Annotated in this window: 16 protein-coding genes; 11 read left to right on the top strand and 5 right to left on the bottom strand. The window is 41.0% G+C overall.

Annotated elements, in window-relative coordinates; all coding sequences use genetic code 11:
- Positions 1-34: 34 nt before the first annotated feature.
- From glmS to V2H41_RS05800, 4 genes are all read right to left on the bottom strand, one after another.
- On the bottom strand, positions 35-1,873 hold the full coding sequence (glmS, locus tag V2H41_RS05815) for a glutamine--fructose-6-phosphate transaminase (isomerizing) (protein WP_330974196.1): 1,839 nt from the start codon (positions 1,871-1,873) through the stop codon (positions 35-37).
- Positions 1,874-2,066: 193 nt separating this feature from the next.
- Positions 2,067-3,458, bottom strand: a complete 1,392-nt coding sequence (gene mgtE, locus V2H41_RS05810) for a magnesium transporter (protein ID WP_330974195.1) — start codon at positions 3,456-3,458, stop codon at positions 2,067-2,069.
- Positions 3,459-3,655: 197 nt separating this feature from the next.
- Positions 3,656-4,108, bottom strand: a complete 453-nt coding sequence (locus tag V2H41_RS05805) for an RES family NAD+ phosphorylase (protein ID WP_330974194.1) — start codon at positions 4,106-4,108, stop codon at positions 3,656-3,658.
- Positions 4,108-4,557: a hypothetical protein gene (locus V2H41_RS05800; protein ID WP_330974193.1), complete on the bottom strand. Its 450-nt coding sequence runs from the start codon at positions 4,555-4,557 to the stop codon at positions 4,108-4,110. The genes V2H41_RS05805 and V2H41_RS05800 overlap by 1 nt, the downstream gene beginning before the upstream one ends.
- A 118-nt stretch (positions 4,558-4,675) precedes the next feature.
- On the opposite strand from V2H41_RS05800, the gene rnhA reads away from it, so the two are divergent.
- Genes rnhA through V2H41_RS05785 form a run of 3 tightly spaced genes read left to right on the top strand, consistent with a single transcriptional unit; the run spans position 4,676 to position 6,695 of the window.
- Positions 4,676-5,155, top strand: a complete 480-nt coding sequence (gene rnhA / locus V2H41_RS05795) for a ribonuclease HI (RefSeq protein WP_330974192.1) — start codon at positions 4,676-4,678, stop codon at positions 5,153-5,155.
- Positions 5,156-5,162: 7 nt separating this feature from the next.
- Positions 5,163-5,489, top strand: a complete 327-nt coding sequence (locus V2H41_RS05790) for an L-rhamnose mutarotase (RefSeq protein WP_330974191.1) — start codon at positions 5,163-5,165, stop codon at positions 5,487-5,489.
- Positions 5,490-5,507: 18 nt separating this feature from the next.
- On the top strand, positions 5,508-6,695 hold the full coding sequence (locus V2H41_RS05785) for a serine hydrolase domain-containing protein (RefSeq protein ID WP_330974190.1): 1,188 nt from the start codon (positions 5,508-5,510) through the stop codon (positions 6,693-6,695).
- A gap of 63 nt (positions 6,696-6,758) precedes the next feature.
- Here the strand turns inward: V2H41_RS05785 and V2H41_RS05780 are convergent, their stop codons facing one another.
- Positions 6,759-6,980 (bottom strand): DUF2795 domain-containing protein, encoded by a 222-nt coding sequence (locus V2H41_RS05780; protein WP_330974189.1) that lies wholly within the window; start codon positions 6,978-6,980, stop codon positions 6,759-6,761.
- A gap of 195 nt (positions 6,981-7,175) precedes the next feature.
- Between V2H41_RS05780 and V2H41_RS05775 the strand changes: the two genes are divergently transcribed.
- From V2H41_RS05775 to eno, 8 genes are all read left to right on the top strand, one after another.
- Entirely contained in the window at positions 7,176-7,832 is a 657-nt protein-coding gene (locus V2H41_RS05775) for an ABC transporter ATP-binding protein (protein ID WP_330974188.1), read from the top strand.
- A 91-nt stretch (positions 7,833-7,923) separates the two neighbouring features.
- Positions 7,924-9,453: an MFS transporter gene (locus V2H41_RS05770; RefSeq protein WP_330974187.1), complete on the top strand. Its 1,530-nt coding sequence runs from the start codon at positions 7,924-7,926 to the stop codon at positions 9,451-9,453.
- A 32-nt stretch (positions 9,454-9,485) separates the two neighbouring features.
- On the top strand, positions 9,486-9,740 hold the full coding sequence (locus V2H41_RS05765; RefSeq protein ID WP_330974186.1) for a DUF6814 family protein: 255 nt from the start codon (positions 9,486-9,488) through the stop codon (positions 9,738-9,740).
- A 68-nt stretch (positions 9,741-9,808) separates the two neighbouring features.
- Positions 9,809-10,138: a hypothetical protein gene (locus V2H41_RS05760; RefSeq protein ID WP_330974185.1), complete on the top strand. Its 330-nt coding sequence runs from the start codon at positions 9,809-9,811 to the stop codon at positions 10,136-10,138.
- Positions 10,139-10,338: 200 nt separating this feature from the next.
- Positions 10,339-11,991 (top strand): SulP family inorganic anion transporter, encoded by a 1,653-nt coding sequence (locus V2H41_RS05755; RefSeq protein ID WP_330974184.1) that lies wholly within the window; start codon positions 10,339-10,341, stop codon positions 11,989-11,991.
- 137 nt (positions 11,992-12,128) lie between these two features.
- Positions 12,129-12,767: a carbonic anhydrase gene (locus tag V2H41_RS05750; protein WP_330974183.1), complete on the top strand. Its 639-nt coding sequence runs from the start codon at positions 12,129-12,131 to the stop codon at positions 12,765-12,767.
- Positions 12,768-12,836: 69 nt separating this feature from the next.
- Positions 12,837-13,976 (top strand): serine hydrolase domain-containing protein, encoded by a 1,140-nt coding sequence (locus V2H41_RS05745; RefSeq protein ID WP_330974182.1) that lies wholly within the window; start codon positions 12,837-12,839, stop codon positions 13,974-13,976.
- Between the two features lie 132 nt (positions 13,977-14,108).
- The gene (gene eno, locus V2H41_RS05740) at positions 14,109-15,398 is read left to right on the top strand and encodes a phosphopyruvate hydratase (protein WP_330974181.1); all 1,290 of its coding nucleotides are present in this window, start codon (positions 14,109-14,111) and stop codon (positions 15,396-15,398) included.
- The last annotated feature ends 5 nt before the right edge of the window (positions 15,399-15,403 follow it).

The following is a 15,403-nucleotide window of genomic DNA, read 5'->3' as shown; positions in this document are numbered from 1 at the left end:
TGGTTGATGATGTGTTATGCCGAATCCGCATTACTTATTCAACAGTTACGCTTTTAGCCAGATTTCGCGGTTTGTCCACATCATAGCCTTTTGCCACTCCGATGTAATAGGATAAAAGTTGCAGTGGTATTACATTCAATAATGGTGCAATAATTTCATCAGCTTCGGGCACTACCAATACATCGTCGCAAAGTTTAGAAGCTACCTCATCACCTTCGGTAACAACAGCTATCAGTTTACCTTTTCGTGCCTTTATTTCCTGCATATTACTGAGAATCTTTTCATGATAAGTGTCTTTGGTAGCTACAAATACGACGGGCAGGTTTTCATCTACGAGCGCAATGGGACCGTGTTTCATTTCAGCAGCAGGATAGCCTTCGGCATGGATGTAAGAAATTTCTTTCAGCTTTAGTGCACCTTCCAATGCAATAGGGAAGTTGTATCCGCGTCCCAAATAAAGGAAACTATGAGCGTCTTTATATTTTTCAGCAATTCGTTTAATACTTTCTTGATGATTCAGAATCCAGGCAACTTTTTCCGGTACCGAATCCAGTTCTTTCAATAATTCGCGGTAGCGATGCATGGATAAAGTGCCTTTCACATAGGCGAGCTTTAAAGCAATCATGGTAAGTACCGTAAGCTGTGCTGTAAAGGCTTTGGTAGAGGCTACTCCGATTTCCGGTCCCGCATGGGTGTAAACTCCTGCATGTGATGCTCTGGCAATGGAAGAGCCTACTACATTTACCACGCCTAATATGGTGGCCCCTTTAGATTTGGCGTTCTCAATTGCAACAAGTGTATCGGCTGTTTCACCACTCTGGCTGATAGCCAGTATAACATCTCCTTCGTTAATAATGGGGTTTCGGTAGCGGAACTCTGATGCGTACTCTACTTCTACATTAATGCGACAAAGCTCTTCGATAATGTATTCCGCAGTGAGACCAGCATGCCAGCTGGTGCCACAGGCGATAATGATAATTCTGTTGGCATTGATGATTTTGTCAGCATGTTGCTCAATACCAGAGAGCGTGATGCTACCTGCATTGGCATCCAAGCGTCCGCGCAAACAGTCGTAAATAGAAGTGGGCTGTTCGAAAATTTCCTTCAGCATGAAGTGATCATAACCGCCTTTTTCAATGTCGGCCAACTCCATATCCAGCTTTTGTACATAAGGCGTAATTTTTTCATTGCCGAGGTTTTTCAGTATGAGTTCATCGGGTTTTACGATCGCCAGCTCGTAATCGTTGACATATACAACTTCCTTAGTGTACTCGAGCATAGGTGAGGCATCGGAACCCAGAAAATGCTCGTTCTTGCCTACTCCGATAACGAGAGGACTACCTTTTCGAGCGGCAATAATCGTATCGGGATTTTCATCATCAATTACCAGAATTACATATGCCCCCGTTACGCGTTTTAGGGCAATGCGAATGGCTTCTTCAAGCGAGCAATTATTGTGTGTTTTGATTTCTTCGATAAAGTTTAAAAGCACTTCGGTGTCGGTATCGCTTTTAAAACTATAACCTTTCTTTTCCAGTTCGGTTTTTAATTGGGCGTAGTTTTCAATAATCCCATTATGAATCATGGCGATTTTTCCACTGGCAGAATAGTGTGGATGAGCATTGCGATCGCTAGGTTCTCCGTGTGTCGCCCAGCGTGTATGCCCGATACCTGTGGTGCCAGATATATTACTGGTGCCTATGGCATCTTCAAGGTCGCTTACTTTACCTTTCTTTTTATAGATGGTGATCTTGTTGTCTTGTTGAAGTGCTACGCCTGCACTGTCGTATCCTCTATATTCTAATCTCTTTAATCCTTTTATAACTATTGGATATGCTTGTCTATGTCCTGTGTAACCAACAATTCCACACATATGATGTTTTTTAGGGACGAAAATAAGGCTTTTCATTTTCTTGTGCAATCGATTGCACATTCTATACAGTTCTATTCTTATAATTTTTTTAGATACAGGATGTTAGAGGGGGTGTATTGGCAAAATGCAAGTAATGGGTGTAGGCAGTAAAAAAGGACCATATCGTTGTACAAAACTGCAGCAGTGGGCATGCTTACAGCATGGTGCCATTCAATAGCAAATAAGCTATAGTGAAATAAATTACCAATCCTGTTACATCCACCAGTGTAGCCACAAAAGGTGCAGAGCTTACGGCAGGGTCGGCGCCTAATTTTTTCAATAATAAAGGCAGCATACTCCCCGACAAGGTTCCCCACAATACTACTCCAATTAATGTGAAACCAATCGTTAGTGCTAATAGTAGCCAATGTTCTCCATATAGGTGGGGCGCAATAGAATGATAAATGAAAATTCTCAAAAATCCGATAATACCCAGAACGGTTCCTAATAACAGTCCCGATACGATTTCTCTACGCATCACACGCCACCAATCGCGCGTGGTAACTTCGCCTACTGCCATAGCTTGAATAATCAATGTGGAAGCCTGTGAACCACTATTCCCACCGCTACTGATGATGAGAGGAATAAATAAAGTAAGCACAACAGCACGCGCAATCTCGTCTTCAAAAAAAGCCATAGCGGTAGCTGTAAGCATTTCTCCCAAGAATAATACTACCAGCCACAGAATACGTTTTTTAAAAAGCTGGAACAAAGGAATATCCAAATAAGGTTCGCCGAATGCCTGAGTACCCCCCATCTTTTGCATGTCTTCACTATACTCTTCGGTGGCCACCCAAAGGATATCGTCAATCGTAACGATACCCAATAGTTTATTACTTTCGCTAACTACAGGAAGTGCCACCCGGTTGTTCATCTTAAAGATTTCGCTTGCGGACTCTTGATCGTCGTATGCCTTAAGCGAAATCACTCTTTCGTCCATCAGCTCGGAAACCTTGGTGCCGGGATCGCTTAAAATAAATTCACCGATACGAATATCGTCTAGCAGTTCGCCTGCTTGGTTGATAACATAAATCACGTTGATGGCTTCGCTATTCTTGCCATATTTACGGATGGTATCGAATACTTCTTCCACCGTATTATGAGGGTAGACATATACATAATCGGGGTTCATCAAGCGCCCGATACTGTTCTCAGGATAGCCCAGTAGTGAGAGGGTAACTTTACGCTCTTCCGGATCTAGAAGCTTGATGAGCTCCCGTACAGCATTGGCCGGTAACTCTTCCAGAAAGTCCGTACGGTCGTCGGCAGGGAGTTCGTTTAGAAGCGCCGCTGTATAGCTGGGGGCTAGTTGTTGAATAATGTTCTTCTGTTCGGTGGTCTCCAGCAGTTTGAACACATTCACCGCACGGTGCATCGACATATTGGCAATGATCTGTGTAGCGTACTCGGGGTACTCATATACTAGTTCCACTACATCGCTGATGTTCTGATCGTCCAAAAATGCCTTTATTTCGGACTTATTACCGGAAGCGATGATGTTTTCAAACTGTTCTGCTAGCGATATTTTTCCATCCTCCAGATTCATTGGCCAAACCTACATTAATTTTTAAACTTCGAAATTAAATAAACAAAAAAAAACCGAAAGAAAATTTTACAACAAGCTTATAGGTAAAATGCATATAGTCCTTCGCATATCCCGCCTTGTACAGAATAGGACAGCACGGACTGAAGTATACATGCTACTGGAGTAATACGAAGTAGGTATGTTGATGTGGAATAATTCTAGAAAAGTCGTTCGTCTAGTCCGTATGCTTTGTTGGTAACTATTTTCAGCTTCTTAAAATCCTTATGCTGAGGGTTGATAAGATAGTTATGTTCTTCCGGAATAACGGCCGAAGGTACTTTTAATGCTAGTGCTGCTTGTGAAAGTAAAAACTGATCGCCTATATACTGGGTGTAATCGAGATCTTGTGTCCAATCTTTTTTAAGAACTTTATGATCAATTTCCGTGATGGTATTTTCCGGAATTTGTATTTCGATCAGGTGGTATTTGGGACGCATTGGCGTCAACGTTCGATTATAATTGACTACAATCTCCAACACAGCTAGTGAGATGTGCTCAGTGCAGTACAATGCGTACTGCCCCTTGCCGTTCCAGCGGCCTCCATAAAGAAATGCTCCGTATCCGGAAATGTCTTCTGCGTATTCTTCTCGTGCTATTCTGTAAATGTTCATTATGCAGGTATACCGTGTTGAATTCTGCCTAAAAGATCAATTACATCCTGTATGCCGTTGTGTGTGGTGAGCTTGTCTTTAACCCTGTCGCTATCCAGTGAAAAGGGAGCGCTTTGCAGCCATGTTTTAAAGCCTTCTTTTCCGAACAGCTCATTACCGGTATCAATCAGTTGCTCCAATAATAGGATACGCTCAATTTGTAAGCCGTTAAAACTGCTGTTGTCTTTTGCGTATCGGTGCAGGGTGCGCTCACTGATAAAAAGCATATCTGCCCATTCGCCGATGGTAAAGGGGCCCTTGTCAAGAATTTTCTTAAAATCCTTGTATGTAAAGTTTTTCACCAATACCTCTAGCGAAGGCTTTGAGGTAGGGGTAGGATAGGGTGGATTAGTGTGGGCGACGCGTTTCTCGCGTACTTCAGGCGTATATTTTTTAGGGCTTTTTTTCATTGTATGCCATTTGTCACAAATATAAATGAATTTTGTCTTAATTCAAAATAGGCCTTAATTTTTAACAGATCTGTATTAATAATTCGAAGCATTATTTTGCAGCTCGCCTATATTTGCTATGGTGAAAGATGAAATTGTTATATATACTGATGGTGCAGCGCGTGGTAACCCTGGCCCGGGCGGATATGGCGTAGTGCTGATGTATAAGAATCATAAAAAGGAATTATCCGCAGGCTTTAGAAAGACTACCAACAACCGCATGGAGCTTATGGCAGTAATTGAAGGACTTAAAGCACTGAATCGATATGATATCCCTGTAGTGATTTATTCAGATAGTCAATACGTGGTTAATGCTATCTCCAAAGGATGGTTAGAAAATTGGATAAAAACCAATTTTAAAGGCGGTAAAAAGAACAAAGACCTATGGATGCAGTATCATGCTTTAGCCCAAAAGTTTAAAATTCGTTTCGAGTGGGTAAAAGGACATGCCGATAATCCGTACAATAATCGTTGCGATGAGTTGGCAACCACTGCAGCCGATGGTAACAATCTGGCTATAGATAAGGGCTACGAGCAGGAGGGGTTATTTGAAAACTAATGAGCAAATGCGATATTGTCTTACTGTTGATTTAAAAAATGATGCTACGTTGATTGAGGAGTACGATCGACATCATCAAAACGTATGGCCTGAAATTAAAAAAAGTATTCAGGATGCAGGTATTCGTAACATGGAAATCTACAGAGTAGCCAATCGTTTGTTTATGATTATGGAGGTAGATGAAACTTTTTCATTCGAAAAGAAACAAGCCATGGATGCTGCAAATTCTAAAGTACAGGAATGGGAAGCGCTGATGTGGAAATATCAGCAGGCATTACCCTTTGCAAACCCCGGTGAAAAATGGGGGCTCATGAAGAAAATTTTTGAGTTATAAGAATGCATTCAACTTTTTATGAAAAGGATTGTTTATTTTCTTTTTATAACTATTCTTTTTTCTTCTTGCTATGCTGTCAGGGCATACCGCTTCCGTAAGTTTGAATATAAAGACCTGGATAAATTCAGGGTTACTACCATCAAAAAAAGCACCCGGCCTTTTCATTTCGAATATGCTCAGCGTGATTATAGTGCATTAACATCCTATCTCGATTCCAATCTTCAAAATAGTAGTACTTATGCTTTTCTAGTCATACAGGACGATAGTATACTTTATGAGAAGTATTTTGCGCCGATTGATAGTGCTGCTATTTTGCCATCCTTCTCTGTTGTCAAATCTTTTGTAAGTACGTTAGCACAAATAGCGCATCAGGAGGGTAAGATTAAGTCGTTTGCCGATCCGGTAACGGAATATTTACCTTGGTTATTAAAGAGCGATTCCCGCTGGCAATATGTTACCGTGCAACACGTACTGGATATGCGCACAGGTGTGAAGAGTAGTGAGACCTACGACAGCCCATTTAGCGACGTTATTCGGTTGGGATTTACTCGTAACGTCTCCAATCGACTGCAAAAGCCAATCTTGGATACATTGCCCGGTAAGTTTATTTACAAAAGTGTCAATACCCAGATTTTAGCATCGGTAATCGAAGCGGCCACAGGGCAAAAATTACAAGATTATTTATATGAAAAATTATGGTTGCCGTTGGGTATGGAGAGCGATGCTACCTGGCATATCGATGCTAAGGGAACGGTACGAGCTTTCTGTTGTTTGAACGCCACCCTTAAAGACTATGCTAAAATCGGTAGATTGTATTTGAGAAATGGGAATTGGGAAGGTGCTCAATTATTATCACCTCAATGGGTGCAGACGATTTTAAACGCAGATACCATGCGTATTTATCAAGGATATAAAAACCACTGGTGGAGTAGTCGAACTATAAAACGATTTCAGGCAGCAGAAGAAGCTTTAGAATTCATCCAAACCAATCCGGACTGGTATTATACAGAAACGATTCGAAACGGAAAGGTATATTATAATGCAAATAAAAATTTAAAGGGGATTTTCGCTCAGGGTATGCTTGGGCAGTTCCTGTACGTAAATCCCCAAAAAAAATTGATAATTGTGCGATTAGGGCATAATTGGAGCCATCCGCGATACTATGCCCAGAAATTTATTGAAGAATTGGCTGAAATGATTGATTAAACAGAAAAAGCCACTTACTAAGCGGCTTAAACAATACTCTTTTTATTAAAACTAGATTTAGTCTTAGTATTCGTCTTCGTTAAAGAGAAAATCTTCTTGCGTAGGATAATCAGGCCAAATGTCTTCGATGGTCTCGTAGACTTCGCCTTCATCCTCAAGCTCCTGCAAATTTTCCACAACTTCCAACGGAGCTCCGCTGCGGATGGCATAATCGATCAGCTCGTCCTTGGTAGCTGGCCAGGGTGCATCTTCCAGATAAGAAGCTAATTCTAGTGTCCAAAACATAATTAATTCAATTTTCTATCTTTAACGCTAATTTGTAACCAACGGTTGCACGGAAGTGCGAAAATTTTTTGCAAAAGTAATCGTCTTCATTGATATACCAAACTGCTTTTAAAGAGATTTTAAATATTTTATCAGAATTTGAGCAGTAAATTTTACATTTGAAATCCTGTTCGCAAATTTATTGAACCGCTTCTAATGATACACGGAAAGGATATTCATAAGGCATATGGAAATATACAGGTTTTAAGGGGCGTAAGCATTGATATTGAGCGTGGTGAGGTGGTATCCATCGTGGGGCCTTCAGGAAGCGGAAAAAGTACCTTGTTGCACATCTTGGGTACATTGGATAAGGCCGATAGCGGCACAGTGACCATGAATGGGGTGGATGTTCGGGCTTTATCTCCTCAAAAATTGGCGGCTTTTCGTAACCGGAATATAGGCTTTGTGTTTCAGTTTCATCATCTGCTGCCTGAATTTACGGCACTAGAGAATGTGTGTATCCCGGGTTGGATTGCAGGCCGAAAGAAAAAAGAAGTGCAACAGGAAGCCCTGGAACTACTCGAAATTTTGGGCGTATCGCACAGGCTGCAAAATAAGCCAGCCGAATTGAGTGGAGGCGAACAACAGCGGGTAGCTGTTGCAAGAGCCCTGATTAACAAGCCCGCTGTGGTATTGGCAGACGAACCTACCGGAAATCTGGATACTACCAATGCCAAAGAACTTCATGATCTGGTGTTTGATCTGCGCGACAGATTCCACCAAACATTCCTGATTGTAACGCATAATGAAGAGCTTGCCAGGCTTAGTGACCGCGTTTTATACATGAAGGACGGCCTTATTGTTTCGCAATAGGTCGGATTTATTGCCATAGGAAAAAGGGGTATAGAACCCGATAAGATAGGATTACCGGTTGGTATATCATTAAAACGAATAACGATTGTATATGAAAAAAACGACTAACGAAACGCGCGTAATTACCAAGGTTATAGCGGCTTCTTCGCTGGGAACCATGATCGAATGGTACGATTTCTACATTTTTGGAATGCTGGCTAAAACTATCTCCACCGAGTTTTTTCCCGAAGGAAATGCTACTGCAGCGCTGCTAAGTACGCTGGCCATTTTTGCTGCCGGTTTCATTGTACGACCTTTCGGCGCATTGGTGTTTGGCCGGCTAGGCGATATTTTAGGAAGAAAGTCTACGTTTTTATTAACACTTGTTTTGATGGGCGGTTCCACGTTTCTCATAGGACTCGTGCCCGGATATAAAACCATTGGTATTGCAGCTCCTTTGCTGGTGCTATTATTACGTTTAATACAGGGATTGGCGTTAGGGGGCGAATACGGTGGCGCGGCTACCTATGTAGCAGAACATGCCCCCTTAGGCAGGCGTGGATTTTTTACCAGCTGGATACAGACCACGGCTACGTTAGGATTGTTTCTGGCGTTAGGGGTGATCATGCTGGTGAAATATAGTATGGATGATGCAGCATTTAATGCAGAGTGGGGAGGATGGCGCTATCCTTTCTGGTTCTCCATTTTGCTGGTTGGAGTGTCCATTTATATACGGATGAAGATGCAGGAGTCGCCCTTATTCTCCAAACTGAAATCCGAAGGTAAAACCGCTACGAATCCACTTAAAGAAAGTTTCAGCCATAAGGCTAATTTCAAAATGGTGTTATTGGCACTGTTCGGGGCTGTAATGGGGCAGGGAGTGATTTGGTATACCGGTCAGTTCTATGTACAGAGTTTTTTGGAAACAAAAGTGCTGCTCAATTTTGAGCAAAGTCGTACGATTATGTTGTGGGCCATTTTATTTGCTACCCCGTTCTTTATTTTCTGGGGATGGCTCAGCGATAAGATAGGTCGTAAATGGATCATGCTGGCAGGAATGGTTATTGCGATACTTACCTATCGTCCTATTTTCGGTTATTTTTTAAAGAATGCTGATGTTACAAAGTGGGAGCAAACTATTGCTCATGAAGCTCCGGAAACTGTAGTAAAGAGTGCACAGGCTAACGGTGATGAAACCATAACATATCGACAGGAAATAAAACTAGCCTCAGGGGGAGGTTATGTAAAAGAACGTACCGATGTCGTAAATGTAGCTACCGGTGCAGTTGCTACCGGCCAAACCATGTATAAGGAAAAGGTGCTTCCGGATAATTTATACTGGAAATATGTGGGATTAGTGTTTTTGTTGATTTTTTATGTGACCATGGTATATGGTCCCATTGCAGCCTTCTTAGTTGAACTATTCCCCGTGCGGATTCGCTATACTTCAATGTCGTTGCCCTATCATATAGGTAACGGTGTGTTTGGCGGTTTGGTGCCTTTTATCGGTGTATTGTTACAAACGAACTTTACAGCAGATCCGCTGGTGGGACTTTGGTATCCGATAGGTGTAGCTGCACTTTGCTTCATTATAGGAGCTTTCTATCTCAACAATGGGATTGATGAAAACGTGAATGATTAAATCACTATTACTTAAAATTAAATTTCATTGCCATGAATGCTATAAAAAGAATACTGGGAGTGCTTTGGCTATTGTTGGGGCCAGTTGTAATATATTTTCTTATTGCAGGAGCTATTGAAAATATCGATCCTGCAGGCACTAAGGATATCAATAATCCCATTGTATGGGTAATTATTATTTTCATATTTGTGCCGATATCAGTAGGATTGATGATTTTTGGATGGTATGCTTTGAAAGGCGAGTATGATCGGCTACCCACCGATTCGGAAGATTTGAATTTCGAATAGTTAAGAAATTGTAATGATTTAAAATCCCCTTTTAAGAAAAGGGGATTTTCGTTTATATTTGCTACTCTTTGAAAAAGATATATCAGTACATATCGGCATTATTTCTGTCAGGTTTATTAATGTTGCTCACTATCGGATTACCAGTTGCCTATAACACCATAAAAGAGTTAAAGCAAAGCTTAACCCATAGTGAAGTAAATGACGGTCCTTATTCTAACACCACAGAAGAAAAAACTCCCAGCAATTTAAACTTAAGTGAGGAGTATGTACATGATCATCACCATCATTCACCAACTCTCATTTCATTGATAAACGGCTCTTACGAACATACTCATGAAGCTATTTATATGGCATATCATGGCGAGTTGCATTGTCCCCCACCCAATTTTTTGTCATAATAGTCTTTATCCTTAAGGATTGTATAGAAGTGTATGGTCCGGCCTATTGTGGTTCGGAAGGGTTATCTGTTTAAAGCCTGTACCATTTTTCACCTTAGCTCATATGTAAGTGGCTATTGTAAGCATGCATCGTCGTGCAGAATAGCTCATTGGAGATATGTGTAGAAAATTATTAAAGGCTCATTTGATAAAGTTATTTTATGACAAAACAAACTAAAACCAAAGATTATTTTAGTGCTTTATCGAGCGATTTACCTGCATCTATAGTGGTGTTCCTTGTGGCATTGCCTTTATGTTTAGGCGTTGCTTTGGCTTCAAATGCACCTTTGTTTAGTGGTATTATTGCAGGGGTATGTGGAGGTGTAGTGGTTGGTATTTTCAGTAAATCGCATTTAAGTGTGAGTGGGCCTGCAGCAGGGCTTACAGCTATCGTAGCCTCGGCTATTACTTCCTTGGCATCTTTTGAAGCATTTCTGGTAGTGGTGGTGCTGTCCGGGATGATACAGATTTTGTTGGGCTTTTTTAAAGCCGGTATTATAGGTGATTATGTTCCCAACAGCGTGATTAAGGGCATGCTGGCTGCGATAGGACTTATTCTTATCCTAAATCAGTTTCCGCATCTGTTGGGCGATTCCGCTTCTTTAGAGATTGATGAGAATACCCCTAATCCCGATAAGGGAAATATCTTTGTCAATTTCTTCAAAGCTTTCGGGAATATCAATGCTGCAGCCGTTATTATAGGCGGCATATGTCTTGCTTTTTATTTTCTGTGGGAAGGCTGGGTAGCCTATAAAAAAGGCTTCATCAAGTTATTTCCTACTCCGTTAATCATTGTTTTCATAGGGGTAGGGCTCAATGCGTTGTTTGGCACATTGCAGATAGTTACACCTTTAAGTGACGATCATTTGGTGCGTATTCCTGTGGCTTCAAGCTCCAGTGAATTCTGGTCTTTCTTTACCACACCGGATTGGAGCTTTATTACCCATAAAGATGTATGGGGCCTTGCTGTAACAATTGCCTTAGTGGCAAGTTTGGAGAGCTTATTGAGTATAGAAGCAGTAGATGATCTGGATCCTTATCAGCGTGTAACACCTACCAATCGGGAACTGAAAGCGCAGGGCATTGGTAATGTAGTGTCGGGATTGCTTGGAGGTATTCCAGTAACAAGTGTGATTGTGCGCTCTTCTGCCAATGTACTGGCTGGAGCTAAGACCAAGATGTCTACCATTTACCATGGCATCTTTCTGCTTTTATCCGTAGCATTTATTCCCACTATACTGAACTTGATTCCTAAAGCCGCCCTAGCCGCCATCCTTATTTATACGGGATATAAGCTAGCAAAACCATCTTTATTCAAGGCATTCTATAAAAAAGGAATGGATGTATTCCTCCCTTTTGTGATTACCATTGTGGCCATTTTGGTGACGGATTTGCTAAAAGGAGTAATAATAGGCATTATAGTGGGATTGTTCTTTGCGTTTCGGTCTAATTTTAGAAAAGCGGTATTTGTGGTAAACGACGACAAACGTTACCTCTTTAGACTGCGTAAGGATGTATCTTTCTTGAATAAGGCTATTATTAAGCATAAACTGGAAGAGGTTCCCGAAAATGCTATCGTTATTATTGATGCTCGTCGTGCAGATTATATTGATCGTGATGTGGTGGAAACGATAGAAGATTTCATCCTTCATGCGCATTTAAAGAATATTAGAGTGGAATTACATATCAGTGCATTTGTTGATCACGGCTTCTCTTATAAAATTCTTGCAAATAACAATGAAGATGGTCATTTGCGTAGAAATTATGAGGAAGTTATTGAAGCTGTTATTCAGTCGGGAAACTATAAACGTTAGAATTAATTTTTATAACAAGCATAAAAACATTCATATTTGTAAACCTTGAAGCGAGCAGCATAGAGTCTGGAGGAGAATAAGTGATGCTGTTACGGAACAATGCTACGTGTCTCGTTTCATTAAAAAAACGATAAAACATGAAATCTTATCAGGAATTATTAAGATTAAATAAAGAGTGGGCTACACAGAAATTAAAAGAAAATCCTGGTTATTTTAAGAAGCTGGCTAAGCAGCAAAAACCTCAATTCTTATGGATTGGTTGTAGCGATAGTAGAGTTCCTGCTAATGAAGTAACGGGTACCCAACCGGGGGAAATATTTGTGCACCGCAATATCGCCAATCTGGTTATTCATACCGATGTAAACCTGCTTAGTGTGCTGGAATACGCAGTAGAGCACTTAAAAGTAAAACATGTTATTGTTTGCGGACATTATGGTTGCGGAGGGGTAAAAGCCGCCATGAGTAATGATGACTATAATCAAGTCCTGAATATGTGGCTGCGTGTGATTAAAGATGTATATCGCAATAATCGGACGGAGTTGGATGCCATTGCGGATATTAATGCCCGTGCCGACAGGTTGGTAGAGTTGAATGTTAAAGAGCAAGCAGAAAAGCTTTGTAAAACATCTATCATTCAAAAGGCATGGAAAGAACGAAAAGCCCCATACATTCATGGGTGGGTATATGGTCTTGGAGATGGATTGCTAAAGGAAATCATTTCTATCAAGCCTGATTTTGATAGTATCGATCCCATTTATCTTTATGAGAATATCTAATATATAAAAAGCAAGGCCGCAAGCCTTGCTTTTTTCTTTGAAGATTTCGAGTTAATTTACAGCTAAAAAATGCTCCGCAGATTATTCGCCTATACATTATCTATTCTACTTTTTTTATGCTTTTTATCTTCCGGTCGGGCACAGCAAGTAGAGCCCAAGCTGCAATCTTTAATGGAGCAGCATAAGGCTGTAGGATTGGCAGCTGTAGTAGTAAAAAACGGTAAAATCATTTATGAAAAATCGTTCGGATATAAGCATCTGGAAAGTCAAACGCTTCTTTCTCCAAAGGATATATTTCGAATAGCTTCTATTTCTAAATCTTTTTCAGCTACAGCTATTATGCAATTGCTGGCAAAGAAAAAGCTTTCTTTGGATGATGATGTGAGCGATCTTATAGGTTTTAAGGTGCGTAATCCTAAATATCCTGATGTGCCTATTACGCTTAGAATGCTATTGTCGCATCGTTCCAGCCTCAACGACAGTAGGGGGTATTTTACGTTGGATTCTATAAATCCGGCAGTATCTGCCAATTGGGAAAAATGCTATAATGACTATAAGCCGGGGACAAAATATCAATACTGTAATCTCAATTTTAACATAGTCGGTACTATTATTGAGCGTGTTTCGGGCGAGCGGTTCGATGAGTATATCAGGCGTCATATCTTGGAGCCATTAAAGCTGTATGGGGGGTATTGTGTGGATAGTTTAAATAGTGATTTGTTTGTTACTTTATACGAATACGATAGAGGCAAGCAAACATTTACTCCATCAGAAGGCGCTTATGCACCTAGGCGGGAGGAAATCCGTAATTATAAGATGGGATATAGTACTCCCATATTTTCGCCAACAGGCGGAATGAAGATTTCGGCCGGCGATTTGGCCCGTTACATGATTATGCATATGAATTACGGCAAATCAGGTAAGGTGCGTATTATTCCTAAGAAGTATGCAAGGCTGATGCAAACGCCGGTGGCCCCTGATAATGGATATGGGCTGGCATTGACCAAAAATAAAAATTTGATCCCGGGTTTGGAGTTGACGGGACATACCGGTTCTGCTTATGGGTTGTACAGCACAATGTTTTTCGATCCTAAGAAGCAGTTTGGCTTTGTGGTAATTACTAACGGATGTGTGTTTACATCGGATGGCGATACCACAACCTTGCTCAAAAAAGCGATAAATATTCTGTATGAAGAGTTTATAAAATAGAATGAGGATATATTCGTAGTGGGTTTTTCCACATCTGTTATTTTCTTTTTTTGGCGAATAGTGTATTAGATACGCTAATGATTATTTAAATTGCGCCTCAAATTTGAATTAATACATTTTAAACAGAATTTCATGAGTTACATTTCAGAAGTTTTTGCAAGACAGATATTAGATAGCCGTGGTAATCCTACCGTTGAAGTGGATGTTATAACTGATGAAGGTGCCGTAGGAAGAGCGGCGGTTCCCAGTGGAGCCAGTACCGGCGTGCATGAAGCAGTAGAATTACGCGACGGCGATAAGAAAAAGTACCTTGGTAAAGGAACCTTGAAGGCTGTTAAAAATGTAAATAATGTCATTGCCCCGGCATTGTTGGGCTATGATGTAGCCGACCAAACAGGTATCGATAAACTGATGATTGACTTGGACGGCACTTCTAATAAGGGCAAATTAGGTGCTAACGCACTTTTAGCGGTGAGTATGGCCGTGGCCAAAGCCGCAGCTGAAGAAGCAGGATTGCCTTTATACCGTTATATCGGCGGTACTAACGCAAAAACACTGCCCGTTCCCATGATGAACATCCTCAATGGAGGGGCACATGCTGATAATAAAATCGATTTTCAGGAATTTATGATTATGCCTATTGGCGCGCCTACTTTTAGCGAAGGCTTGCGCTGGGGTGTAGAAATTTTCCATGCTTTGAAGTCAGTGCTGAAAAAAAGAGGTTACAGCACTAACGTAGGTGACGAAGGCGGGTTCGCTCCCAATATTCAGAGCAATGAAGAAGCTATCGAAACTGTACTGGAAGCCATAGTAGCTGCAGGTTACAAACCCGGCACCCAAATTGCCATTGCTATGGATGCTGCCAACAGCGAATTGTGGAATAATAAAAAGAAAAAATATGTATTTCACAAAAGCTCCGGTAAGGAGATGAGCAGTGAAGAGCTGGTAAAATACTGGGAAAACTGGGTGAAGAATTATCCAATTGTAAGTATTGAAGACGGTATGGCCGAAGATGACTGGAAGGGATGGAAAATGCTTACTGAGGCAATTGGAAGCAAGTGCCAGCTAGTAGGAGATGACCTATTTGTAACCAATGTAGAGCGTTTACAGAAAGGTATCGATAAAGACATTGCCAATGCCCTGCTGGTGAAGGTAAACCAAATTGGTACCATTACCGAAACTATTAATGCAGTAACACTTGCGCAGCATAATGGCTATAACACGATTATGAGCCACAGAAGCGGTGAAACTGAAGATACAACTATTGCAGACCTGGCTGTAGCGTTGAACTGCGGACAGATTAAAACCGGTTCTGCAAGCCGCACCGACCGTATTGCCAAATACAACCAGCTGCTCAGAATTGAAGAACAGCTGGGCGATAGCGCTATCTATCCAAAAGGAAAGATTAAATTTGGTAAATAAAGTCG

It is taken from the genome of Niabella digestorum (assembly GCF_036409055.1).
In the GTDB taxonomy this organism is placed as follows: Bacteria; Bacteroidota; Bacteroidia; order Chitinophagales; family Chitinophagaceae; genus Niabella; species Niabella composti.
Note: the sequence above shows the minus strand (reverse complement) of the source record. Positions and strands in the feature narration are given on the sequence as shown.